The organism is Arthrobacter vasquezii, assembly GCF_029455255.1.
Lineage (GTDB): Bacteria > Actinomycetota > Actinomycetes > Actinomycetales > Micrococcaceae > Arthrobacter_D > Arthrobacter_D parietis.
Map to the genome: position 1 here is coordinate 1 of NZ_JAROKN010000023.1, position 22,471 is coordinate 22,471.

General features: G+C 64.4%; 22 protein-coding genes and 1 pseudogene. 4 read left to right on the plus strand and 19 right to left on the minus strand.

Annotated elements, in window-relative coordinates; translation table 11 throughout:
- Positions 1-319: pseudogene (locus tag P4U43_RS09810) on the plus strand (IclR family transcriptional regulator C-terminal domain-containing protein); the annotation flags it as partial.
- Here the strand turns inward: P4U43_RS09810 and P4U43_RS09815 are convergent.
- From P4U43_RS09815 to P4U43_RS09830, 4 genes are all read right to left on the minus strand, one after another.
- Entirely contained in the window at positions 312-1,580 is a 1,269-nt protein-coding gene (locus tag P4U43_RS09815; protein ID WP_277358577.1) for an MFS transporter, read from the minus strand. The pseudogene P4U43_RS09810 and the gene P4U43_RS09815 sit on opposite strands and share 8 nt — an antisense overlap.
- Before the next feature lie 72 nt (positions 1,581-1,652).
- Positions 1,653-4,748: an AAA family ATPase gene (locus P4U43_RS09820; RefSeq protein WP_277358578.1), complete on the minus strand. Its 3,096-nt coding sequence runs from the start codon at positions 4,746-4,748 to the stop codon at positions 1,653-1,655.
- Complete coding sequence (locus P4U43_RS09825) at positions 4,745-5,905, minus strand: exonuclease SbcCD subunit D (protein WP_277358579.1); 1,161 nt, start codon at positions 5,903-5,905, stop codon at positions 4,745-4,747. The genes P4U43_RS09820 and P4U43_RS09825 overlap by 4 nt, the downstream gene beginning before the upstream one ends.
- An 86-nt stretch (positions 5,906-5,991) precedes the next feature.
- Positions 5,992-6,933, minus strand: coding sequence for an aquaporin (locus P4U43_RS09830; RefSeq protein WP_277358580.1), 942 nt, complete (start codon positions 6,931-6,933; stop codon positions 5,992-5,994).
- A gap of 68 nt (positions 6,934-7,001) precedes the next feature.
- Here P4U43_RS09830 and P4U43_RS09835 point away from each other — a divergent pair, with 68 nt between their 5' ends.
- The gene (locus P4U43_RS09835) at positions 7,002-7,955 is read left to right on the plus strand and encodes an ADP-ribosylglycohydrolase family protein (protein WP_277358581.1); all 954 of its coding nucleotides are present in this window, start codon (positions 7,002-7,004) and stop codon (positions 7,953-7,955) included.
- 8 nt (positions 7,956-7,963) lie between these two features.
- Here the strand turns inward: P4U43_RS09835 and P4U43_RS09840 are convergent, their stop codons facing one another.
- From P4U43_RS09840 to clpS, 12 genes are all read right to left on the minus strand, one after another.
- Entirely contained in the window at positions 7,964-8,953 is a 990-nt protein-coding gene (locus P4U43_RS09840; protein ID WP_277358582.1) for an exonuclease domain-containing protein, read from the minus strand.
- A gap of 84 nt (positions 8,954-9,037) precedes the next feature.
- Entirely contained in the window at positions 9,038-9,727 is a 690-nt protein-coding gene (locus P4U43_RS09845; protein ID WP_277358583.1) for a hypothetical protein, read from the minus strand.
- Complete coding sequence (locus P4U43_RS09850; protein ID WP_277358584.1) at positions 9,724-10,644, minus strand: ABC transporter ATP-binding protein; 921 nt, start codon at positions 10,642-10,644, stop codon at positions 9,724-9,726. Before P4U43_RS09850 ends, P4U43_RS09845 begins: the two co-directional genes overlap by 4 nt.
- On the minus strand, positions 10,641-11,021 hold the full coding sequence (locus P4U43_RS09855; protein WP_277358585.1) for a GntR family transcriptional regulator: 381 nt from the start codon (positions 11,019-11,021) through the stop codon (positions 10,641-10,643). Before P4U43_RS09855 ends, P4U43_RS09850 begins: the two co-directional genes overlap by 4 nt.
- Positions 11,022-11,135: 114 nt before the next feature.
- Positions 11,136-11,786 (minus strand): GNAT family N-acetyltransferase, encoded by a 651-nt coding sequence (locus P4U43_RS09860; protein ID WP_277358586.1) that lies wholly within the window; start codon positions 11,784-11,786, stop codon positions 11,136-11,138.
- Positions 11,783-12,442, minus strand: coding sequence for a DedA family protein (locus P4U43_RS09865; RefSeq protein WP_277358587.1), 660 nt, complete (start codon positions 12,440-12,442; stop codon positions 11,783-11,785). Before P4U43_RS09865 ends, P4U43_RS09860 begins: the two co-directional genes overlap by 4 nt.
- An 86-nt stretch (positions 12,443-12,528) precedes the next feature.
- Positions 12,529-13,161, minus strand: coding sequence for an RdgB/HAM1 family non-canonical purine NTP pyrophosphatase (rdgB, locus tag P4U43_RS09870; protein ID WP_277358588.1), 633 nt, complete (start codon positions 13,159-13,161; stop codon positions 12,529-12,531).
- Positions 13,154-13,951 (minus strand): ribonuclease PH, encoded by a 798-nt coding sequence (gene rph / locus P4U43_RS09875; protein ID WP_277358589.1) that lies wholly within the window; start codon positions 13,949-13,951, stop codon positions 13,154-13,156. Before rph ends, rdgB begins: the two co-directional genes overlap by 8 nt.
- A 57-nt stretch (positions 13,952-14,008) precedes the next feature.
- On the minus strand, positions 14,009-14,800 hold the full coding sequence (locus P4U43_RS09880; RefSeq protein WP_277358590.1) for an MBL fold metallo-hydrolase: 792 nt from the start codon (positions 14,798-14,800) through the stop codon (positions 14,009-14,011).
- Complete coding sequence (gene murI / locus P4U43_RS09885; protein ID WP_277358591.1) at positions 14,797-15,753, minus strand: glutamate racemase; 957 nt, start codon at positions 15,751-15,753, stop codon at positions 14,797-14,799. The genes P4U43_RS09880 and murI overlap by 4 nt, the downstream gene beginning before the upstream one ends.
- A 105-nt stretch (positions 15,754-15,858) precedes the next feature.
- Positions 15,859-16,425, minus strand: a complete 567-nt coding sequence (locus P4U43_RS09890) for a DUF2017 domain-containing protein (protein WP_056548123.1) — start codon at positions 16,423-16,425, stop codon at positions 15,859-15,861.
- Between the two features lie 9 nt (positions 16,426-16,434).
- Entirely contained in the window at positions 16,435-16,740 is a 306-nt protein-coding gene (gene clpS, locus P4U43_RS09895; protein ID WP_204531134.1) for an ATP-dependent Clp protease adapter ClpS, read from the minus strand.
- Between the two features lie 85 nt (positions 16,741-16,825).
- Between clpS and P4U43_RS09900 the strand changes: the two genes are divergently transcribed.
- Positions 16,826-18,157, plus strand: coding sequence for a nicotinate phosphoribosyltransferase (locus P4U43_RS09900; protein WP_277358592.1), 1,332 nt, complete (start codon positions 16,826-16,828; stop codon positions 18,155-18,157).
- Positions 18,154-18,777 carry a nicotinamidase gene (locus P4U43_RS09905; RefSeq protein WP_277358593.1) on the plus strand — a complete coding sequence of 208 codons (624 nt, stop codon included), beginning with the start codon at positions 18,154-18,156 and terminating at the stop codon, positions 18,775-18,777. Before P4U43_RS09900 ends, P4U43_RS09905 begins: the two co-directional genes overlap by 4 nt.
- 91 nt (positions 18,778-18,868) lie before the next feature.
- On the opposite strand, the gene P4U43_RS09910 is transcribed toward P4U43_RS09905, so the two are convergent.
- The 3 genes from P4U43_RS09910 to P4U43_RS09920 form a co-directional block, all read right to left on the minus strand.
- A complete protein-coding gene (locus tag P4U43_RS09910) occupies positions 18,869-20,647 on the minus strand; it encodes a DEAD/DEAH box helicase (RefSeq protein WP_277358594.1) in 1,779 nt (592 codons plus the stop codon).
- Positions 20,644-22,092, minus strand: coding sequence for an MFS transporter (locus P4U43_RS09915; protein WP_277358595.1), 1,449 nt, complete (start codon positions 22,090-22,092; stop codon positions 20,644-20,646). Before P4U43_RS09915 ends, P4U43_RS09910 begins: the two co-directional genes overlap by 4 nt.
- 63 nt (positions 22,093-22,155) lie before the next feature.
- On the minus strand, positions 22,156-22,452 hold the full coding sequence (locus P4U43_RS09920; protein WP_277358596.1) for a DUF3039 domain-containing protein: 297 nt from the start codon (positions 22,450-22,452) through the stop codon (positions 22,156-22,158).
- Between the last annotated feature and the right edge of the window lie 19 nt (positions 22,453-22,471).

The window sequence follows — 22,471 nt, forward strand, 5'->3', positions numbered from 1 at the left end:
GCGGCCGGGAACACGGCACCCCTTCAGCGCGGGCGCGCCGGGCATTGCAATCCAGTCGGCGGTGAGCGAGGAGGATTGGGAGCGGCTCGCGCCGGGCCAGCTCTACCGGGAAGAAGCTGCTGCAGCGCGCTTGCAGGGCTTCGCCACCAGCCACGATGAGGTTATCGCCGGCCTGTCGTCCGTTGCAGCTCCCATCCGGCTCGCCGGCGGACTGCCTGCGGCGGTGGCCGTCGTCTACATCCGCTCAGCCCACCCGGAGGCTGAACTCGGTCTGCGGATTGCGGGCAGCGCCCGCACCATCGAGGAACAGCTCAGCTGACTTCCGCCGCGTCAGTCCTGCTGGGCAGCACCACGGTCGACACCACGCCCAACAGCAGGAGTACGACGGCGGCCGCCATCGGAACCGCGAAAGCTTCACGGACGCTCGCCTCCGCCAGCGCTCCTGCTATGGACGCTCCAAGCGCCGTGCCGGCGACAATGCCGCTAGCCAACAGGGTCATCACCGTGCCGACCAGGTGCTTCGGGGCCACGAGTGAGCCGACGCTGAAAATTGTGACCATCGTTGGACCGACCGGGATCCCGAGGATCAGTAGTGCTGCGAGCATGAACGGAATGTCCAGAGCAAGGAGGGGCAGGAAAGCGGCCGCGCTCATCATCGCCGCTGAAGCCACCCACCGCAGTGGGTGGCGGAATCGCTGTGGCCAGTACGCTACCGACAAGGCGGTGAGGGCGGAGCTGACGCCCATGACGGCATACAGCAGGCCCGCCGCCGTCTCCGCTCCGAAACCTCCGGCGAAGGCGATCAAGGCGGTCTGGGTCGAACCGAAGAAGGTGCCCATCATCACCATCCCGAGAACCGGCAACGCCACAAGAAAACCGGTATGCGCTCTTCGCTGGGTCTTCACCTCCGAGCTTCGCGTCCGGGGGCGGCGCCGCAGCGGAATTACCGCCCGTTCCGTTGGGTGCACAGCGAAGGCGGAAACAAAAGCCAGGGTCAGTGCTGCTGCGAGTGCTAGCGGCAGCCAGGGCGCAATCAGGCTCGCCAGCAGTCCCACCAGCGCAGGACCCAGCACGAAGGTCAACTCATCGGCCGTGCTCTCGTAGGAGAGCGCCGTGTCGAGATCCGTTGGTCGTTTGTCCTGGGTCAGTGCCATCCAGCGAACCCTTGCCAATGGTCCGATTTGAGGGCAGGTGGCGCCCACGAGGAAGGCAGCAATGAGCGTGGGAAGCAGCCCTGTTTCGATGCCCGACACGCCGCTGACAATGATCAGACAGACGATCGCCAGGGTATTGAGTGCGGCTGACAGCAGCAGGACCGGGCGTTGGCCGTAGCGGTCCGCCAGGAAACCGAGGACCGGCGCGCCCAGTGCAGAACCGATGCCGACAGCGCCGGCCGCAAAACCACCGAAAGCGTAGGAATCCGTGCCGGCTGTCACCAGGGTGAGCGCTCCAACGGTGAGCATCGCCAGAGGCAGGCGGGCAATCAAGCCGAGTGGAAGGAAACCTGCGCCGGCAATCTCAGGTAGCCGGCCGAAACGTCCGCGGTGCGAGGTATCTACTTCAGAGGTTGGTGTAGCCATGTGCACTCCGGGTGCTATGAAACGCGCATCGTCCCTCCTCCCGATGCGCCCAACCCGGTAACACCAGCAATTTTACACTCGCTGCAGCTTATTGACGAAGCGCACGGTAGACCCTGTCCGGCTCTTGGAAACGTGCAGCTGGGCGGGGATCCGCTGCATCAGGTCGGCAACATGGCTGACGAGTCCGACTACACGTCCGCCGTCACGCAGGCTCTCCAGGGCGTCCATCACCTGCTCGAGGGAATGCTCGTCGAGGCTTCCAAACCCCTCGTCAACGAAAAGCGTCTCGATATCCAGGCCGCCTGACTCCTGCTGCACGACGTCGGCAAGCCCCAATGCGAGCGCCAATGATGCCATGAATGACTCGCCGCCGGACAGCGTTGCCGTATCCCGGTGCAGTCCGGTCCAGCTGTCAATGACATTCAAACCAAGGCCCGATTTTCGATTTCCCGACTTGGAATCACTGTGGACAAGCGAGTACCGGCCGTCTGACATTTTCTGCAGCCGCTCGGTTGCGGCACCTGCAACCTGTTCCAGGCGGGCCGCCAGCACATAGGTCGCCAAGCTCATCCGATACAGGTTCTCGCCGTTGCCCCTGGCTGTGTCAGCAATCGACCTGGCGAGCTGGTGAGCGTGCCGCAGCGGCACGAGCCGTTCCTCAAGCGCTGCTGCCCTGTCCGCATAGGAGCCCATCTGAACCACTGACTGCTCCAGCAGCCCCACCTCCAGGACAGCCTGGTCAAGAAGCTTCGATGCGTCCGCTTCCTCGGTCGCGGCCGACGCAATGTCATCTTCGTTCGGCACGGGGCTGCCGTCCTTCTCCAGAATGGCGGCGGCCAGGTTCTCCGGCCGCTGCAGGTCCCGTTCGATCCGATGAGCAGAATTTTCGGCATCGCGGATGGCCCGCTCCGCGGTTTCGGCCTCCGTGCTGGTCAGCAGCGCGTCGCGGACGGCTTCCGCTGAAGCGAAGTCCGTTATAGACAGGCGTGTCCGCAATGCAGCTTCGGCCTTGTCAAGGTTCTCCTCTGCCTGCTCACAGCGATTCAAGGCAGCGCACACCGCCCCAAGACTCCGCTCCGTTGCTTCGAGCGCCGTGATTTTCTTCTCAACGGAATCGTAAGAACCACGCACGTCAGACAGCTTTGCGGCCAACGCCGCCTGCTGCTCCGCGAGTGCGGCTAGCCGTGATGATTCTTCTGCCTGAGTCCGCGCAAGGTCCGCCTGTTGCTCGTGCAGCCTGGCAAGCGTTGTATCCGCCGCGGTCTTCCGTGTGCTGAGGTCGGTGGCCAGACGGACCGCCCGTTCCGCTTCCGCATGCTCCTGCTCAAGGGACACAAGCGTAGCGCGAAGCTGCCCGGCATCGGCTTCGCCGCTTCTGGCGCGTAGCCCGGCGGCCTTCAACGCGGCCTCGTCGCGGGCCGCGGCGGTCTTCCGCAGCCGGTTCTCGGCTGCATCCTGCTCTTCCCTGGCAAGTGCTTCGTGTTCGCGGGTGACGAGGGACTGCGGATCCGCAGCTGCAGGCGCCGGATGATCCTCACTCCCGCAGACGGGACAGGGCTCCCCTGCATCCAACCGCTCGGCAAGCTCCGCAGCTGCCTGTTCCAGACGCGCCTGGAGTTTCCGCAGCCAGTCATCTTTCGCTGTGAGAAAGAGTGCTTGATGCTCCTGCTGCAGCTCGTTCAGCTCACGCACAGCACGTTCCGCACTGTCCGCCTGCCCCAGCAACTCCAACCGGCTGGCCGCTTCGATGCACTCCGTTGCCAGTTGTCCTTCACGGGCTGCCATCACCTGCGCGTCTTCCAGGCGCGATGTCAGTTCGACGTATTCCCGCCGCAACTGTTCATCTGCTTCACTGCAGCGCGTTGCCTCGGCCTTCTGACGCTCCAGAGCAGTCTCGGTAAGACGAATCCTTGCTGACAGCTGGCTGAGGTCCTTTTCCAGCGGCAGGGCTGCGCGCGTCGCGGCCAAAGATTCACGAACCACCTCGTGAGCACGTTCGAACGTGGCCAGCGACCGCAGGGAGTCGGGATGGAGAACCTCGGGGGCTTCGTGCCGGACTGCGGGATCGGCTTGCAACGGACGTGCTGCTGATTGCAGGCCCTCCCGCAGATTATGCACCTCTGCAGCCGCCTCGTCCCTCGATTGCAGCGCTCCCTGGAGGATTTGAGCGCGTTGGTGATCTGCCAGCTTTGCCCTCAGAGTTCCAGCCCCGACCAAGGCACCCTGGTTAGCCTGCGCTTCTGAAACCAGCTCGCGGAACGTCAGGCGATCCCTGCGCTCCGCCTCAAACCGGGTGCGCCTCTCTGCGGCGGCATCGCGCAGGATCCTGAGCTCGCGGGTCCTTTTCCGACCCTCAGCCACGGCCGCCGTCAGCAGGTCTTGAAGAAGCACGGGATCAGGCGTCCAATCAACGGAGGCACTGCCCTCGTGGCCGGAACCATCCGGTTCTCCTTCCGGGAATGACGCCGGGGTGCTTGACTGCCGGGGCGTCAGGCCGTGGCGCTCAACTTCCTCTGCAGCCCGACTGAGGAGGGCCTCCAGCTCGGTCTCGGCCTCCTGGAGCCGCGCGGATGTCCGTGCGGAGTGCTCTGCCAGCATGTGTTCCATAGTCGAGAACCGGTCGGTTGCGAACAGCCGCTGCAGGAGCTCGCCGCGAGCGGCTGCGTCCGACCGGAGGAAAGCCGCAAACTCTCCCTGCGGCAACATGACGACGCGCGTAAACTGTTCACGGTTCATTCCCAGAAGATTCTGGAGCTCCGCTCCCGCTTCATCATTGCGAGTGGACCGGGTTACCCACTCGCCGGCAACCCTTTCGCGCAGCAAGGTCTTGGCCTGCTCTGTGGTTGTTCCGCTTCCGCGTTTGGACGGCCGGTTCCAGGAAGGGTTTCGGGTCACTTCCAGACGCCGGGATCCCGCCGAGAACTCGCACACCACTTCCGGCGCAAGCGCATCGGGGGCGTGGTCGCTGCGCAGCCGCTTCGCGTTCTGACGTGCTCCCGGAACGGAACCATACAGCGCGAAACAGATGGCATCGAGCACGCTGGACTTACCCGCCCCGGTGGGCCCGTTCAGCAGGAACAGGCCTTGTTCGGTGAGGGCGTCAAAATCGATGTGCTGGCGCACGGCAAAGGGCCCGAAGGCCTGTATCTCGAGTCTGTGGATTCTCATGCGCCGCTTTCAGCTGCCCGCAGGGCGTCGATCGTCTCAGCGAACAGGGCTGCCTCCTCGGTGCTGGCACTGCGTTGACGTACATGCTCAAGGAACCCGCAGCAGATGGAAGCATCATCAGCGGCCTGGGCGATCCGTTCACTGTAGGTACGCTCTTCCCCCGCGTTTCGGGACGGTTCGAACGCGAGCACCAGGGTTCCCGGAAACCGTGCCCGCAACCGTTCCATGGCCTGGTGCGGCCGCTCGGCATCGGTGAGCGTCACCTGGCACCACGCGTTTTCTGCCGCTGCGTGCTCCGGCGCAGTGATGAGCTCAGCGATAGGACCGCGCAGGATTGCAAGCTCGCGTTGCGGGGCCCACTTCACCGGCTGGATTTCACCTACCCCACCTTCATCGATGTCTACCAGCCAGGCTCCCTTCGACTGCCGCGCCTCGGAGAAGGAATATGCCAGCGGAGATCCGGAATAACGCACCCGCTCCTGCAACTGCTGCTGCCCATGGAGGTGGCCCAGCGCAACGTAGTCAAACCCTTCAAAGAGGTTCAAGGGCACAACGCCGAGACCGCCCATGCTGAGCTCCCGTTCGCTGTCCGAGCCGACGCCGCCACTGGCGAAGGTATGTGCCATGACGACCGAGTGCACGATTGATTGCGTGCGGCGCCGCCGCAGGTCCGACCTGATCTGATCCAGCGCCGCAGCAGTCACTGCCGTATGCGTGGAACTCTCACAATTAAGCGGATCCGCAACCATCCGGGGTTCAAGATATGGCACACCGTAGACGGCAACCTCAATCCCCTCGTCAATTCTGAAAACGGCAGGGCGCCCGATGTCTTCCAACCGGGTACGGAGGTGGACCCCTCCGCGCTCAATGAGCTTCCCGCCGAATCCCAGCCGCACTGCCGAGTCATGGTTGCCGCTGCTGACCACCACCTGCGCGCCGGCTACCGTAATCCGTTCCAATGCCTCGTCGAAGAGCTCGACGACGTCAACGCCAGGCAAAGCGCGATCATAGACATCACCGGCAATAAGCACCACGTCCACGTTCTCCTCGCGGACCGTCTTCTCCAACTGATCGACGAAAAGCCGCTGAGCCTCGAGCATCCCAACACCGTGGAAGGAGCGGCCCAAGTGCCAGTCTGACGTGTGCAATAACCTCATGATTCCAAGCTACCGGCCGTCTCCGACAGTTTCGGACGGCAACGCCGAAGCACCGGTTGGAACGCCGCCTGGACGGTCGGTACGCGCTACGGGGTGCCGTCGTCGTCATGGGTGTCACGGCGGGCTGCCAGCGTAGCGGCGGCTGCCGCGGAACCGGCTGCAGTGTCGCCGGTTTCCGGAGCGCCGTTGTCCCCCGCCGGGGCGGACACGCTCTGCCGGCTGTGGATCGCGAGGTCGAAGCTCCGGTAGAGCAGGCCCGCGATCAGCGCACCGAGCAGGGGTGCAAGCCAAAAGAGCCACAGCTGCTGGACTGCCCACGCCTCGGCGAACAGTGCCGTTGCCGTGGACCGGGCAGGATTGATCGCGCCGTTGTCCATGGGAGCGAGCGCGGTGAGCAAGACGGCGTATCCCAGGCCGATGGCGAAGGGAGCCGCTGCACGTGAAAGTGACCGGCCGGTCGATCCAAGCACTACTGCGGTCAGCAGAGCAGCCGCAGTGACCTCGATCAACAGCACACTCGCGATCGGGAACTGGGTGGAGGAGTGCTCCGCATATCCGTTCGCCGCTGCCGAGAACAGCCCGGCAGTCTGGATGTCCTGCGGGTGCGCGCTGAAAATCACCCAGAACAGGCCGGACGCCGCAAGCCCGCCAAGAACCTGCGCCATGATGAAGGGCAGCACCGACCTCCACGCCAGGCGCCCGGCCATCGCCAGTCCGAGGGTGACAGCGGGGTTGAAGTAACCGCCCGATAGCCGGCCGAATGCGGCGATGGCCGCGGCCAGGCCCAGCCCGAATGCCACACCGGGAGCAATGCCGCCCTGCGGATTGAGCATGGTCACGCCCAAGCCGCCCAGGATCACCAGAAACGATCCAAGCGCCTCCAGCAGGGAAGCCGTGATGAGGCCCGGGCCGTTGTCGTCGTACCGAGTGCCCGTGGCGGGCTTTTCCTGGCTGATCGGGTGCATGGTGGTTGATTCCTTCGATGGTGGTGCGTGCTGGGCACGAGGCAAACCCGTCAAGCGTTCCACTCGTATCTGGGCGTTTCCTGAAGGCATCGTGGCAGGGATCGGCTGGGCGGACTGCCTAGACTAGCGGGGTGACATCTTCTGAATGCTTCCCCCCTGCATTGCGCAGCAGAATCACCGGCTCGATCCTGGCCTGTGCACTCGGTGAGGCTGCCGCAGGATCACCCGATGCGTCTGTCTTCGGCGATGCCACCGCACTGACGCTCTACACGGTCGACGGCATGACTGAAGCGCTCGAGTGGGCCAACGACGGCGTCGCAGCCGATGAAACCGCCTGTCTCTGGCTTGCATACCTCCGGTGGCTCGGGACTCAGGGAGAGGCACCGCCGTCGTCCGCTCCCGCTCCTCCTGCCCGCTGGATCGACAGGCAGGACGTCCTGCATACCCGACGGCACTCGGACGCTGCCAGCATCCGTGCGCTCAGAAGCGGCGAGATGGGCAGCCGTCAGCGGCCGCTTGAAACGGACGACGACGGCCCCGGTGCGCTCCAGCGGTCCGCACCCTTCGGCCTCATCGCCAATGTTCCGCCCGCGATGGTCGAGAAGCTCACACTCGATGCCGCAGCGATCACACACGGCAATCCCGCTGCCCGGATTCCCGCAGCAGTCTTCGCCGGCCTGATTCATGCGATCGCCCACCGGGAACTCTCGCTGTCGGACGCTGTAGCCGAAGCTGCAGCGCACGCGGCGGCATTGGGGTCGACCGACCTCTCGGTCCAGCTCACGAGTCCGGATGCCGGCGCGCTCCCGACTGCTTCACCGACTGCCGGAAACATCCTGTGCGAGGCAATCAGGCTGGTGCTTGCCACCGCAACCGACGACGACGCTGCCCATGTGAGCGCTTTCCTCGCCGCTGCTGCGGAGCAGGATGCGCCTGCAGCGCGGGTTACCGGAGCTGTTGCCGGTGCAATCATCGGCGCACTGCATGGACGCGATGTACTCCCTGCCGCCGCAATTGATCAGCTCACGGGAGCACGGGCGGTCGAGGAATTAGCCGGCCGCTTCGCCTCCGAAATGGGCGCATAGGAAAGGCTCTACTGGCTCGTGACGGGCCAGCGTCCCTCGGTCATCTGCAGGAACTCTGCTTCCGAGAGCACTTCAATGTTCTGGCCCCGGCCGTGAAGCTCCATCACGCGCCGTGCCTTGCCCGTTACCCGACCACTGCGCAGATCTGCGGCAACGAAACCGTTCCCCACCACCAGCACTGTGGTCTTGCGGGTCACGGCGCTTGCCGGTTGCGCTCCGAGCACAGCGGCCCGCTGCTTTGCCTGCGGCCGCGGAATCCCGAGGTCGCCGGTGAAGACAACAGTCTGCCCGTACAACGGGTGTGTGGGATCCGCAGCCGGGTTCGGGTCCGGGTTCAGTCCTTCGTCCGGCCAACCTGCCCAGCCGGTGGCGGGCCCCCGTTCCAGCGCCGTACGGGTCGCCTTCGAAAGCTCGGAAATTCCTGGCTCGTAGGCTTCAAGACGGGACAGCTTCAGCCGGTGCCCGGATACAAGCTCCTCGAGCGTCGCCGCTTCGGCGCGACGCGCGATGTCCACCAGAATTCCTGCGCAGGCGCGGGCATCCTCAACAGCGTCATGGTGGTTCACCAACGGCACTCCGGCAGCTTCCGCCACGTAAGGCAGCGAGTAGGAGACAAGGAAGTAGCTGCGGCGCGAGAGCAGAACCGTGCAAGCGTAGTCGTAAGCAGGACCGGCCAGGTTGGACACTTCAAGCGCCGAACGGATAACGCCCATGTCGAAGGCAGCGTTGTGGGCCACTACGACATCGCTTCCAATGAAGGCACCGATCTCCGGGAACAGCTCACCGAAAGTCGGCTGGTGCGCCACCATGTCGGCGGTGATCCCGTGGATGGCGACGTTGCGGGAGTCGAAGTGGTCGTGGCCTGCCGGCGGGCGCATCAGCCACTGCGCTTCCTCGACGATTCGGCCATTGCGGACCTTCGTGAGCCCTACGGCGCAGGGCGATCCGCGAAACCCGTTGGCAGTCTCGAAGTCGATGGCCGTGAACTCAATTCCCACCCGCTCACGGTATCCGGTGGAGAAGCGTAGGCAGTGGAACCGACTCCGCGTGGCGGGGCCGGTTCCACTTCACGGCGGAACCGACTAAGGCTCTGCCCGACGCAGGGTGAGGAACGAACCGCCGGCAAGGGCAAGGGCCAGAACGGCGAGCCAGCCGGCAACTGTTAGCTGCGTCTGCGAACCAAGGAAGGCTCCGACCTCGGGCCAGGCGCTGCGTGAGCCGATCAGGTACAGGGTTCCCACCAGCGCAAGAGCCACACTGATTCCGGCGATCAGCAATCCCGTTGCCTGCCAGCGCTTGTAAATTGTGGCTGACCAGAACCCGATCAGGAAGAGAGCCATCATCACGGCGAAGTAGAAGGCTATTGGTTGATACCAGGGGCCGTCCGCAATCCAGTCGAGGGCGAAGAAGCTTCCGCCCACTCCCCAGCCACCGGTCCCCTGCTCCACCAGTCCCAGCAACCAGTAGGTCACGGCGGTGATAAGCGCTATCAGCGAGAAGAGGGACAGGGTGCCGAGAAAGAAGGTGCGCCGGGTGATGCTCAGTCCCTGGGAGAACGGGAAGGTGAGCGTCAGGGACTGGATGCCCAGGGCGAAGAAGTACCACATGACAGCCTGGGATCCGCCTGAGATGCGCACCCCGCCGTCGTTCGGAATGAACGACCAGATGATCAGGGTCAGCAGAAAGGATGCGGCGAGGATGATCAGGGGTATCCCGATGAAGATCCAGCGGTTGGCCAGTTGCATCCGCATGACTTTGACGACGCGGTTCATCGTGCTACCTCCGAGAGGGGCCGGTCCGCGGCCCCGGAACTTGCCGGTGATGCGGACATGGTTCTGCGGACAATGAGTTGCTGCAGGGAAACGGGCGCGAGCTCAAGGCCGAGTTCAGCAGCTTCCCGGGTTTCGGACTCGTTCAGCGTGCCGAGTGCCGTTACCGACGCCAGTGAAGCGAAATTGTCTGCGTGGACCACCTCGCGGCCGCCGAGGAAGGTGCGAACCTTCTCGGCCGAGCCCACTACCGTGAATGCTGATCCGCGGATGGTTTCGGCGTCATCATCCATGATGATCCTCCCCTGATCGATCACGATCACGTGCTCCAGCAGGTTCGCTACTTCGTCGATCAGGTGAGACGACAGGACCACTGTGCGCGGGTGCCGCGAGTAGTCCTCGACCAGGCGGTCGTAGAAGAGCTGGCGTGCAACCGCGTCGAGTCCCAGGTAGGGCTCATCAAAGAACGTGAGCTCCGCGCGGGAGGCCAGCCCGATGATTACTCCTACTGCTGAGAGCTGGCCTCGGGACAGCTTCTTGATGTTGCGGCGCAGCGGAAGCTGGAAATCCGTAACCAAGCGATCCGCAAGTTCCTGGCTCCAGTTTGCGAAGAAGAGCGCGGCGGATTTGAAGGCGTGCTCCGCGGTGAAGGAGTCCGGGTACTTCTGGGATTCGCGGATGAAGCAGATGCGGTTGAGGACGCGCTCGTTCTCGTAGGGATGCTCGCCGAAAACCCGTACTTCCCCGGATGATGCGAAACCCTGGGCGGTAAGGATCGACATGAGGGTGGTCTTACCGGCACCATTACGGCCGAGGAGCCCGTAGATGCGGCCAGGCTCCAACGCGAGGTTGATCCCGCGCAGGGCCTCCGATTTCCGGTACTTCTTCGTGAGGTCGGTGACCTCGATGATGGTTTTCACTGCGCTCCCCCCTGCAGGGCGTGTTCGCCCTGCCTGATCATGTCTGCAAGTTCGTCCGGTTCAATGCCGAGCTTGCGGGCTTCCCTGGAAAGCGGCTGGACGTACTGGTCAAAGAACTGCTCCCGCCGACGCTGGATCAGCACCGTCCGGGCTCCGGTTGAAACGAACATGCCGATTCCTCGTTGCTTGTAGAGAATCCCGTCATCGACCAGGCGGTTGACGCCCTTTGCCGCCGTGGCCGGATTGATGCGGTAGAAAGCCGCAAACTCATTGGTTGACGGAACCTGGGATTCCTCGGCCAGGGTTCCGTCGATGATGTCGCTCTCGATGCGCTCGGCGATCTGTTGGAAGATCGGCCGACCATCCTCGATTAGCATGGCGATCCCGCACGGGGCCCACCGGCCCTGTCGACGGGGTTCGCTGGTTCATTACTCATGTAGCTAACCATATAACCAACGAGGGCAATGTCAATAAAGGAACAGGTGTGAGTTTCAGGCGGTGGTCAAGAGCGGCAGAACAGGTTCCTCACCGTTGACGCCGAGGCTCCACTCAGGTCGCTTAAACCAATCCGCCTGAAGCCGAAGGTGCACTTGCCTGGTCACCTCACCGGGCCGGGCGACAACCTCCGACACACCGTTCGCTTCATAGCCGAGGCTGCGCGAAACCCCGAGCGATGAGTTGTTCCACTCAGCTGCCTCCGAGAGCGCCGCGACGGCACCGAGGTGATCGAACGCGAACAGGAGTATTGCGGCGCGCATCTCCTTGCCGAGGCCCCTGCCCTGAACAGGCTGCGTGAGCCAGGACCCGCTGTGAACGGTGCGCAGAAGCGGGAAATCACGGGCGGAGACATCCTGCATTCCCACCACCCGGCCCTCAAAGCTCACGGCGAAATTGATTGTCCAGGAACCCGGCTCAACAGAGCAGCGCTGGCGCCACTGGTGCCTGACGGTCTCGCGGATCAACACGTCCCGCGGCGCGTCCGTCCACGGCACACCGAACGGCATCTTCGCCGGGTCATGGATTCCATCCAGCACGGCATCGATCAGCTCCGGCAACTGCTCGTCCCGAACCGGCGTGAGCGACAGCCGCGGCGTCCGGAGTTCCAGACCGAAGAGCGGCCACACGTCACTCAGCCGGGTCATGAGGCTTCGCGCTTGCGACGCACCTTCCGTACCTTGCTGACAATGAAGAAGGCAACCACCAGCACGACGGCGGCAATCACCAGTTTCTGAAAGATGCCCGCATACTGCTCCACCAAATGCCAGTTTTCACCCAGGTAGTAGCCGGATAACACGAAGATGGTGTTCCAGATCAGGCTTCCCGCGAGGGTCAGGCCAAGGAACTTCCACACCGGCATGCGTTCGATACCGGCAGGAATGGAGACCAGGCTGCGGAAAATCGGCACCATCCGACCGAAAAAAACGGCCTTGTAGCCGTGGCGGTCGAACCACGCCTCAACGCTGTCAACATCCTCAAGATCGACCAGGGGGACCTTGGACACCAGAGTCCTCATCCGGTCCCGGCCGAGCAGTACTCCCAGCAGGTAGAGCAGGTAGGCACCCACCACCGAGCCGGCGGTGGTCCAGAAGAGTGCTTCGAACAGGGTGAAATCTCCCCTGCTGGCCGTGAAACCTGCAAGCGGGAGGATGACCTCGCTGGGAAGCGGGGGGAAAAGATTCTCGAGGGCGATCGCCAGGCCCGCACCGGGTGCACCGATCGTCTCCATCATGGTTACCGCCCAGTCAGCGACACCTCCGAGTGTGGATTCATTCCCGGTCTGCAGGGGCAGGTAACTCATGATTGTTCTCATAACCCGGTTAAGTCTGCCCTATCAGGCCGCCCACACTGAAAGCGGCAACCGGGCCGCTGCCTTTGAACGGCCAGTCATCCCAGGAGTTCGACGATCGACGGCAACAGCGCCTCGAACGCCTGCCCCCGATGGCTGATAGCATTCTTCTCCTCCGGTGCCAGCTCGGCGCAACTGCGGTTCATTCCCAGGGGCTGAAGCGCGGGGTCGTATCCGAAGCCGCCCTCGCCCCGCGGCTCACTCAGAAGCGTTCCTTCCAGTTCACCACGCCTCACGACGTCGGTGCCGCCGGGTAGTGCAAGAGCCGCCGCGCAGACGAACCGCGCCTGCCGCCGGCCCTCCGGAATGTCGGCTAGCTGGCTGAGCAGGAGGTTCAGGTTTGCGGAGTCATCGCCGTGGCGGCCGGCCCACCGTGCCGAAAAGATGCCGGGAGCACCGCCGAGTACGTCGACTGCCAGACCGGAGTCGTCAGCGATCGCAAGGATGCCTGTTGCCTCTGCAACCGCACGTGCTTTGAGCAGAGCGTTCTCCTCGAAGGTTGTGCCGCTTTCCACCACATCGGGTGCGCCGGCGGTGACAGCGTCAATCACCTGGGTATCGACGTCGAGCCCCGGTACCTTTCCGCGCAGCAGCGAGCGCAGTTCACGCAGCTTGCCCGCGTTTCGCGTTGCGAGGACCAGTCGCGGCGCAGCGACAGGATGTTCAGACACCGGCGGACTCCCCCAGTGTCTCGCGCTGCATCTGGGCAAGCTGGGACGTGCCCAGCAGTGCGAGATCAAGCAGCGCATCCAGTTCCGCCCGGTCAAAGGGTGCACCCTCGGCTGTGCCCTGAACCTCGACGAAGCTTCCGCTTCCCGTGACCACGACGTTCATGTCTGTCTCTGCGCGCACATCTTCGACATAGGGCAGGTCAAGCATCGGCACACCGTCGATGATGCCGACGCTCACGGCCGCCACGGTGTCCGTCAGCGGGCGGGAGGACTGCGGGATCATCTTGTGTTCCTTGGCGTAGCGGATTGCCTCCGCGAGCGCCACGTAGGCGCCGGTGATAGCGGCCGTGCGGGTGCCGCCGTCGGCCTGCAGTACGTCGCAGTCAAGAACAATGGTGTTCTCCCCAAGGGCCCGCGTATCAATGATCGAGCGGAGGGAGCGTCCGATCAGGCGGGAGATCTCGTGGGTCCTCCCGCCAATGCGGCCCTTGACGGACTCGCGGTCGGAGCGGGTGTTGGTCGCCCGGGGAAGCATTGCATATTCGGCCGTAACCCAGCCCTTGCCCTCCCCCTTGAGCCACCGCGGAACTCCGGTGGTCAACGACGCAGTACACAGCACCCGTGTGTTCCCGAATTCAATCAGCGCGGACCCTTCGGCCTGGTTGGACCAGCCCCGCGTGATGCTGATGGGCCTCAGCTGGTCAGGTGTCCGTCCATCCGCACGGACACCGTTACTTTCGGAAGTCGATACAGGCGCAGAGTCAGGCTCGGAAGAAGAGGGGGAAGTCATGGTTCCAGTCTGCCAGAGCCGGTTCGGTGCGGGCTATTCACGCCCGCACGCAAACGGTCAGACCAGGTACGAGACCCCGGCAACCGCAACGGCGACATCCCCCGGATAACTGCTGCGTGCCTCTTCCATGGTGAGCACGGCATCGTTCCACACCGGTAGGTGTGTCAGCAGCAGCCGCCGCGATGAGGCAGCGGATGCGACCTCCCCGGCGCGTTTCCCAGTGAGGTGGACGCCACGGATGGCATCGTCCCTGCCCTCGTGGAAGGCTGCTTCGCACAGGAAAATCCCTGAGTCGGCGGCGGCCTCGACCAAACCGTCACATGCGTCTGTATCCCCCGAGTAGGTGAGGACCCGCTTGCCGCCCGGAGCTTCCGGATCCGTAACCTCGATGCGAAGGGCGTACGCCTCGTCCACCGGGTGCAGGACGGGGTAGGGAGTAATGGTGAAGGGACCAACCTGCACGGGAGTGCGCGGCGACCAGGCGCGGAAGTCGAAGTCATCATGCATGCCCGGATCGAGGTCCAGCCCGTAGGCGGTGGCCATCCGGTCCGCGGTCCCGGCGGGACCCCACACGGGGATACGCGGCTGGTTCCAGCCTGCCGGGTCCCAGTGCACTGCCACATGCAGACCGCACAGGTCCATGCAATGGTCCGGATGGAGATGGGTCAGCAGGACAGCGTCAATATCCCGCAGGTCCATATAGCGCTGGAGTGCGCCGATGGATCCGTTGCCGAGGTCGAGCAGGATCCGCCAGGTCTTGCCCTCCTCCTGCGCCGTCACGAGGTAACAGGAGGCAGGCGAGTGAGGTCCAGGGAACGATCCGCTGCACCCGACGATGGTGAGCTTCATGGACGGCGGTTCCCGGCAGCGCCAGCGTCCGCCCGGGCCGTGGAAATCATTTCCGGCGTGATCCGAGCCATGCTTCCTGTCGGATACTGCGCGGACACATGGTCGACACGTTCCACGCTCAAGACTTCCGGTCCAAGGAAGCGCCGCGCCAGTTCCTCGAAGCGGGCTGCGTTGCCCGTAGCCACGAAGTGGTGCCGCGGCTGCCCGGATCCGGTGCGCAGGAGATTGTGGGACACAAGCGCGCGGTAGACGTCCTTGGCGGTTTCCTCCGCGCTGGAGACGAGGGTCACCGAGTCACCCATGACGTAGGAAATCACGCCTGTCAGAAGCGGATAGTGGGTGCAGCCAAGAACCAGGGTGTCGACGTCGGCATCCTGCAGCGGACGAAGGTAGCGGGCGGCCGTCTCGAGGACGTCCGAGCCGGCCGTGACGCCCGCTTCCACATAGTCGACGAACGCCGGGCACGCGGCGGAGAAGATATCGAGGTGGGGAGCCGCGGCGAAGGTGTCCTCATAGGCGCGGGATCCAACGGTTGCGCTGGTTCCGATGACGCCGATCCGTCCGGTCCTCGTCGAGGCGACTGCGCGGCGGACTGCCGGCTGGATCACTTCGATGACGGGAATTCCGTACCGGGCGGTGTAGCGCTCACGCGCATCACGCAAAACGGCAGCGGACGCGGAGTTGCAGGCGATGACGAGCAGTTTGACGCCCGAATCCACCAGTTCGTCCATGACACCGAGTGCGTAGGCCCTTACCTGCGCAATGGGAAGCGGACCGTACGGTGCGTGCGCGGTGTCTCCGACATAAAGCACCGATTCGTGGGGCAGCTGATCGATGACGGCCCGGGCCACCGTGAGGCCTCCGACGCCTGAGTCGAAGATGCCGATGGGGGCTTCGGTGGACCTCAGAGCGGCCAGTTCGGCAGCCTCGGAGTCGGCGGGGTCAGAACTCATGATCCTTTGAGGATAGGATGCACCGCCGGAGTTGGCTAAGCAGGAAGGCGTGTCCTTAATCACAGCGCAGCTCCGGTTTCCAGGCGGAAGCCTTCACCAGGACGGTCAATCGGAGGGCCCTGCCGATGACAGAAGAGCCTGCATCAGCCCCTCCTGCACCCACGTGACGAAGTTGTAGACCAGGGCAAGGTAGGACTCAAGATCCTCGGCATCCTCAAGGTCGGCGATCCCGTGCAGCCGGGCTGCATCCTCGTCTGTCTTGATCTCCAGGCGGTCCGCCAGCACCAGCCGGACATCATTGAGGGCACGGGCCAGCACCTGCGACTGGTCGGGATTCAGAACCATCTGCGGGTTCTCGAGCAGCAGCGCCGCCCCGCGCAGCGCACTGACCTTCTCCTCCCGTAGCGAGCGTTCGGTGAGGCGACGGAATTCCAGCGCGCCGTCGTCGTCGTTCCTTACTGCGTCCGGCAGCAGACGGATCACCGCGCTGTCCTCGGGCTTCACCGCCTCGAGGTCGAGGCCGATCAGCGCCGCCAGCGGATCCTCGTCCTCCCGTTTCTCGGTCTCGAGCAACTGCACGACGTCCGCGAACAGGCGCCGGAGCAGCCGCAGCTCCCCCGGTTCGAATTCACCGGCGATACCGCGCCGCGTTTTGCGAAATGCCCTGGCCACTGCTGCTCCCTACGCGTCCGCTGTCTGGAAAGTAGCCCACAGGCCGTACGAATGCATTGCCACCGTGTCACGCTCCGCCTGTTCGCGCGAACCGGTGGAGACAACCGATCTGCCCTGTTCGTGGACTTCCAGCATGAGGGTCCGCGCTTTCGCCTCGCTGTAACCAAAGTAGGTCTGGAAGACGTAGGTCACGTAGCTCATCAGGTTCACCGGGTCATTCCACACGATGACCACCCACGGAACGGCGGTGCCGGCTGCCAGATCTTCTTCCGTCTCCTCAAGCTGGTGGGTTTCGGGAATTACGCCAACACTCATGGTCTCCATTGTAGATTGGCGCATGGTTCTGCCTGCGCTGCGCTCTTCGAGGCACCCGGAGCGCGAACGGGGCTAGAGTTTTCCTGTGAGCCCACATCGAACCTGGCAGCACCCCAATTCCGCGCTCTACACGGACCACTACGAGCTGACAATGCTGCAGGCCTCCCTCCACTCGGGGGCCGCGCACCGCAGATCGGTCTTCGAAGTCTTCACCCGGCGGCTGCCCGAGGGCCGCCGCTACGGTGTCGTGGCAGGAACCGGGCGCCTGTTGGAGGGCCTGGCGCACTTTCGCTTCGGGCAGGAGCAGCTGGACGCTCTCCGCGCTGCCGGAGTCGTCGATGACACTACATTGGCCTGGCTGGCCGACTTCCGCTTCACCGGAAACATTTGGGGGTACGCCGAGGGCGAGGCATACTTCCCCTCCTCCCCCATCCTCATTGTGGAGGGCACGTTTGCTGAGGCCTGCATCCTCGAGACCTATCTGCTCTCGGTACTCAACCATGACAGCGCCATCGCCTCCGCCGCATCCCGTATGACCGGAGCAGCCGGGTCCCGCCCGTGCATTGAGATGGGTTCGCGGCGCACGCAGGAGGAGTCCGCGGTGGCAGCCGCCCGCGCAGCCATCATCGGTGGTTTCGCCACCACCTCCAATCTCGAGGCGGGACGCCGTTACGGCCTGCGCACCGTCGGTACCGCAGCGCACTCCTTCACGCTGCTACACGATTCGGAGCCCGAGGCCTTCGCGGCACAGGTGGCTGCCCTCGGAAAGGGCACGTCACTCCTCGTCGACACGTACGACGTCGAACAGGGCGTCCGTAACGCCGTCGCCGCCGGTGGGCCGGACCTGGGCGCAGTGCGCCTGGATTCCGGTGATCTCGTGGAGCAGGCCCGCTGGGTGCGGCAGCTGCTCGATGACCTGGGGAACCACCAGACGCGCATTGTGGTGACATCGGACCTTGATGAGTACGCGATCGGGCTGCTCGCCTCCGCTCCCGTAGACAGCTACGGTGTGGGCACGTCCCTCGTCACCGGCTCGGGCGCACCGACCGCCGGCATGGTGTACAAGCTGGTCAGCCGGACCGACGACGACGGCGCTTTCGTCTCCGTGGCGAAGGCGGCCAAGAACAAAACGTCAGTAGGCGGCCGCAAGTATGCGCTGCGACGCCTCAATGAGTCCGGCAGGGCGGTCGCAGAAGTCCTTGGCATCGGCAGCCACCCTTACGACGACGGCAATGACCGCACGCTGCTGCACCAGTTCGTGGCAGACGGCGAGGTGCTCCCCGGGTGGACAGGACCGGAGGGCGTGCAGCGCGCCGTCGAACGCCACCGCCAGTCCATGGCGGAGCTGCCCGGCTCCGTGATGCGACTGCAGCGCGGTGAGCCTGCCATTCCGACCGAATACGAGGAGTCCACATGACACGCGCACTGATCATCGTCGACGTACAGAACGATTTCTGCGAGGGCGGCTCGCTGGCCGTAGAGGGCGGTGCGGGCGTGGCCCAGGCACTCAGTGATTACATCGACGCACAAGGTTTCCACTACGACTACATCGTTGCCACCCAGGACTGGCATATCGATCCTGGTTCGCACTTCTCCGACCAGCCTGACTTCGTGGACTCATGGCCTGTGCACTGCGTTGCGGACCAGCCGGGCGCACAGTTCCATCCCGATCTGGACACCGAGAGCCTTGACGCCGTCTTCCGCAAGGGTCAGTACGAGGCGGCGTACTCGGGGTTCGAAGGCGTCCTGGCACCGGAAGACCAGGTACCTACCGGCGAGCGGAAGATGGATGCAGCCGTCCCGGCCGCGGCGGATGAAGCCGTCTCACTGGACGACTGGCTGCGCGAGAACGAGGTGGACGAAGTGGCGGTCGCCGGTCTGGCCGCGGACTACTGTGTACGGGCCACAGCGCTCGACGCTGTCGTGGCGGGGTACACCACGCGCCTCCTCGTGGATTACACACGGCCTGTCCACGCCGAGCGCCTCAGTGAGGTTCTTGCGGAGCTTGAGGACGCCGGGGTCGAGCTTCTCGAGTGATACAACCGGTCAGTGCGCTTGGGTCAGTGCACGTCGGTCAGTGCACGTCGGTCAGTGTACGTCGGTCAGTGTGCTTCGGTCAGTGCGCGTCTCACGTGCGGCCGATGAACCAGTCCTGCAGCTTCTTGAGCCGCCGCTGCAGCTGTTCCTCGTTTGCCTGCGCCACGGCCGGGCCTCCGCACGCCTTGCGGAGTTCCGAGTGCACCACCCCGTGGGGCATTCCGGAACGAGCGGACCACGCCGAGACATTCTTGGCGAGCTGACCGCGCAGCTCTGTGAGCTGGCGGTGGTCCATCACCTCGGGGACCGCGGGCTCGTGCGCGGCAACGGGGCGCCGTCGTCGTGATTGCTGCTCCTGCTGGCGCTGCCGCAGCAGGACGCCCACCTGATCCGCATCGAGCAGGCCCGGGATGCCGAGGAAGTCCAGTTCCTCCTCGCTGCCCATCTCGCCGCCGGTGCCGAACTCTCCGCCGTCGAACAGCACCCGGTCAAACGAAGCCTGGGATTCGAGGGCTTCGAACTTCTGCTTGGTCAGCTCACCGGAGGCTTTCTCCTCACGGTTGGCAGCCTCCATCAGCGCTTCCTCCGGCGCGAAGCCGTCCTCGTTGTTGTCCGGACGGTCCAGTGCGTGATCCCGCTCTACTTCGAGCTGATTTGCCAGCGCCATGAGGTTGGGCACTGACGGCAGGAAAACCGACGCGGTCTCCCCGCGCCGTCGGGCACGGACATACCGGCCGACTGCCTGGGCGAAAAACAGGGGCGTCGCCGTGGAGGTGGCATACACACCCACGGCCAAGCGCGGAACGTCCACGCCTTCGGACACCATGCGGACAGCGACCATCCAGCGCGTCTCACCGGCAGAGAAGTCTTCGATCTTTCCGGACGCCTTGGCATCATCGGACAGAATAACCGTGGGGGATTCGCCCGTGATCTTCTTCAACTGCCCGGCGTAGGCGCGTGCATCATCGTGATCGGTGGCGATCACCAGGCCGCCCGCGTCAGGAACAGCGCGGCGGACCTCTGTGAGGCGTCGGTCGGCCGCCGCCAGCACTGCAGGGATCCACTCGCCGTTGGGATTGAGGGCCGTCCGCCAGGCCTGGGCCGTGATGTCCTTGGTGACGGCCGCCTCACCCAGGGAAGCGGCCATTTCTTCTCCCGCGCTGGTCCGCCAGCGCATCTGTCCGGAGTAGGCCATAAAGATCACCGGACGGACTACGTGGTCCCGCAGCGCGTCACCGTACCCATACGTGTAGTCCGACCGTGAACGGCGGATGCCGTCGGCGTCTTCGGCGTACTCAACAAACGGGATGGCCGCTGTGTCTGAACGGAACGGGGTTCCCGTGAGGGCGAGCCGACGCGTTGCCGGCTCAAATGCCTCGCGGATACCGTCACCCCATGACAGTGCGTCGCCGCCGTGATGAATCTCATCGAGGATGACCAGCGTCTTCGCCGCTTCGGTCTTGGCCCGGTGCAACATGGGCTTGCTTGCGACCTGGGCGTAGGTCACGGCGACGCCGATGAAGCCCTCGCCGTGCCGGCCGTCAGCGTTGCGGAAGTTCGGGTCGATCGACAGGCCAACCTTGGCGGCGGCGTCAGACCATTGGCGCTTGAGGTGGTCGGTGGGAGCAACAACGACGATTCGGTTTACGATGCGCCGTTCCACCAACTCGGTAGCCACCCGGAGCGCGAACGTGGTTTTACCGGCTCCGGGAGTAGCCACAGCAAGGAAATCCTGTGGTGAGTTGGCGAAGTACTTTGCGAGCGCCTCTTCCTGCCACTGCCGCAACTTGGGTGCAGTGCCCCAGGCAGCGCGTTCCGGGTACGCGGGCGGAAGTGCCGGACCGGCGCCGAACAGTGCGTTATTGCTCACTCTTGGGACGGCACCTTTCCTGTGTGGGTTGTTGCTGGGAGGTGCTCCGATTCACCTCGCGCAGCCCTCAACCCGGCCACTATACCGACTACCGCGAACACGCACAGAGCCAGCCAGATTGCAACAAACACCGGTATCTGGCCCGGCGCTTCCGGGTCCCTCAGGAGCGCGAAAAGGCCGCCTGCGCCGGCTGTTCCGACTACTCCGCCAAGCTGGTCGGAGAGCTGCAGAGCCGCCGAGTTGCGGCCCTGCTCGTGCGGTGCAGAGAGCTTCAGGACAAGCACCGATGTGCTGGACAACGTAAGTCCCATGGCAAAGCCGGCAGCGCTCCACACCAAAACGAGCACCCAGAAGGGCACCTCGGCAGCTACGGCCAGCGCAAGGCCGCCGATACACACGGACAGCAGCGAGGCACCGATCACGAGCAGCCATTGACGGCGGAAACTCACCTTGGCCTGCACGAAGGAGCCCGCGCTCCAGCCGATCGCCGCAGCGCTCAACGCCAGACCCGCGGTGGAGGCGCTGAGGCCTCGAGCGGAGACCAACATCAGTGGAACAAACGCCTCCGCGCCGAAGAAGGCGACGGTCATCAGCCCGCGGGTTGCGATGACGCTCGGAAGACCCGGTGCCAGCCGGACCGTGCCGGCCGGCAGCAAGCGGGGGAAGGAAACGGCCGCGGCCGCCAGCCCCGCGACGCCCAACATCACCAGGAGCCAGGCAGCAACAGGATCGGCGAATCCGTCAGAGGCGATTTTGGTCAGTGCGAACTGCGCCGCAAAAACGCCGCCCGCCAGCAGTAATCCAGTTCCCGCATTCCTGCGTGCAGCCCTGTCCAGCGGCTCCGGCGAACCTGCCACTTTGAGCCGTTCTGTCCGCGGCCAGACCAGGAGGAATGCTGCAACGATGACAGGCGCCACACCAAGGAAGACCCAACGCCAGCTCGCCTGCTCTGCGAGGACACCGGCAACGTACGGTCCGATCAGCGAAGGGACGACCCACGCCGCCGCAAGCCAGCCGAAGACCACCGGCTGCATCCGCTGCGGATAAGCCTTGGCAATGATCACGTAGACGGCAACGATCATGAAGCCGCCGCCAAGGCCCGACACTGCGCGTCCGGCAGTCATGATCCAGAATGCCGGCGCGCTCCCGGACACCGCCAGACCGGCGATCATGAGGCCCATGCCGACGGCAAGTGCAGGGCGGGGTCCACGCCGGTCGCACCAGATCCCGCCCAGGACGCTGCCGAGCAGCGAGGCGGTCAGATACATGGAGAACGCGAGTCCGTAACTGGATACGCCGTTCAGTTCCGCTGCGACGGAGGGCATCGCCGTCACCACCGCCATGGCCTCGAAAGCGGCACAAGTGATGATGGCGATGACCCCGATTGTCAGGGGCCGCAGTGACGCCGACATCGCCCCGCTGCGCAGAGCCTGAGGGTGTGACATGGATTCCTCACGAGCATGCGAACGTCCGCCGGGATATGCCCGGCGGACGGATGGGAAAGGTGGCTAGGACTTGTCCCCTGGCCGCATCGAGTTATAAATTTCCTTGCATTCGGGGCACACCGGGAACTTCTCAGGATCCCTGCCCGGGGTCCAGACCTTGCCGCACAGTGCAATCACGGGTTCGCCGGAGAGAGCGGATTCCATGATTTTCTCTTTGCGTACGTAGTGGGCGAACCGTTCACGATCGCCGGGCTCAACTTCTTCACGCAGTTCTTCGCGTTCGATTGTGGCTGTGGACGTGCCGGAGTCCCCCGGCGCTCCGTGCGGGCTGTCGTCAAACGGGTCTGCAGGCATACTCATTCTTCCATTCTACTGCGCG

What these genes read in the sequence shown, in the direction of transcription:
- P4U43_RS09815 (WP_277358577.1), bottom strand. Translation starts at nt 1,580, where the DNA reads ATGGCTACACCAACCTCTGAAGTAGATACCTCGCACCGCGGACGTTTC.
- P4U43_RS09820 (WP_277358578.1), bottom strand. Translation starts at nt 4,748, where the DNA reads ATGAGAATCCACAGACTCGAGATACAGGCCTTCGGGCCCTTTGCCGTG.
- P4U43_RS09825 (WP_277358579.1), bottom strand. Translation starts at nt 5,905, where the DNA reads ATGAGGTTATTGCACACGTCAGACTGGCACTTGGGCCGCTCCTTCCAC.
- P4U43_RS09845 (WP_277358583.1), bottom strand. Translation starts at nt 9,727, where the DNA reads ATGAACCGCGTCGTCAAAGTCATGCGGATGCAACTGGCCAACCGCTGG.
- P4U43_RS09855 (WP_277358585.1), bottom strand. Translation starts at nt 11,021, where the DNA reads ATGCTAATCGAGGATGGTCGGCCGATCTTCCAACAGATCGCCGAGCGC.
- P4U43_RS09860 (WP_277358586.1), bottom strand. Translation starts at nt 11,786, where the DNA reads ATGACCCGGCTGAGTGACGTGTGGCCGCTCTTCGGTCTGGAACTCCGG.
- P4U43_RS09865 (WP_277358587.1), bottom strand. Translation starts at nt 12,442, where the DNA reads ATGAGTTACCTGCCCCTGCAGACCGGGAATGAATCCACACTCGGAGGT.
- rph (WP_277358589.1), bottom strand. Translation starts at nt 13,951, where the DNA reads ATGACTTCCCCCTCTTCTTCCGAGCCTGACTCTGCGCCTGTATCGACT.
- P4U43_RS09880 (WP_277358590.1), bottom strand. Translation starts at nt 14,800, where the DNA reads ATGAAGCTCACCATCGTCGGGTGCAGCGGATCGTTCCCTGGACCTCAC.
- murI (WP_277358591.1), bottom strand. Translation starts at nt 15,753, where the DNA reads ATGAGTTCTGACCCCGCCGACTCCGAGGCTGCCGAACTGGCCGCTCTG.
- clpS (WP_204531134.1), bottom strand. Translation starts at nt 16,740, where the DNA reads ATGAGTGTTGGCGTAATTCCCGAAACCCACCAGCTTGAGGAGACGGAA.
- P4U43_RS09905 (WP_277358593.1), top strand. Translation starts at nt 18,154, where the DNA reads ATGACACGCGCACTGATCATCGTCGACGTACAGAACGATTTCTGCGAG.
- P4U43_RS09915 (WP_277358595.1), bottom strand. Translation starts at nt 22,092, where the DNA reads ATGTCACACCCTCAGGCTCTGCGCAGCGGGGCGATGTCGGCGTCACTG.
- P4U43_RS09920 (WP_277358596.1), bottom strand. Translation starts at nt 22,452, where the DNA reads ATGAGTATGCCTGCAGACCCGTTTGACGACAGCCCGCACGGAGCGCCG.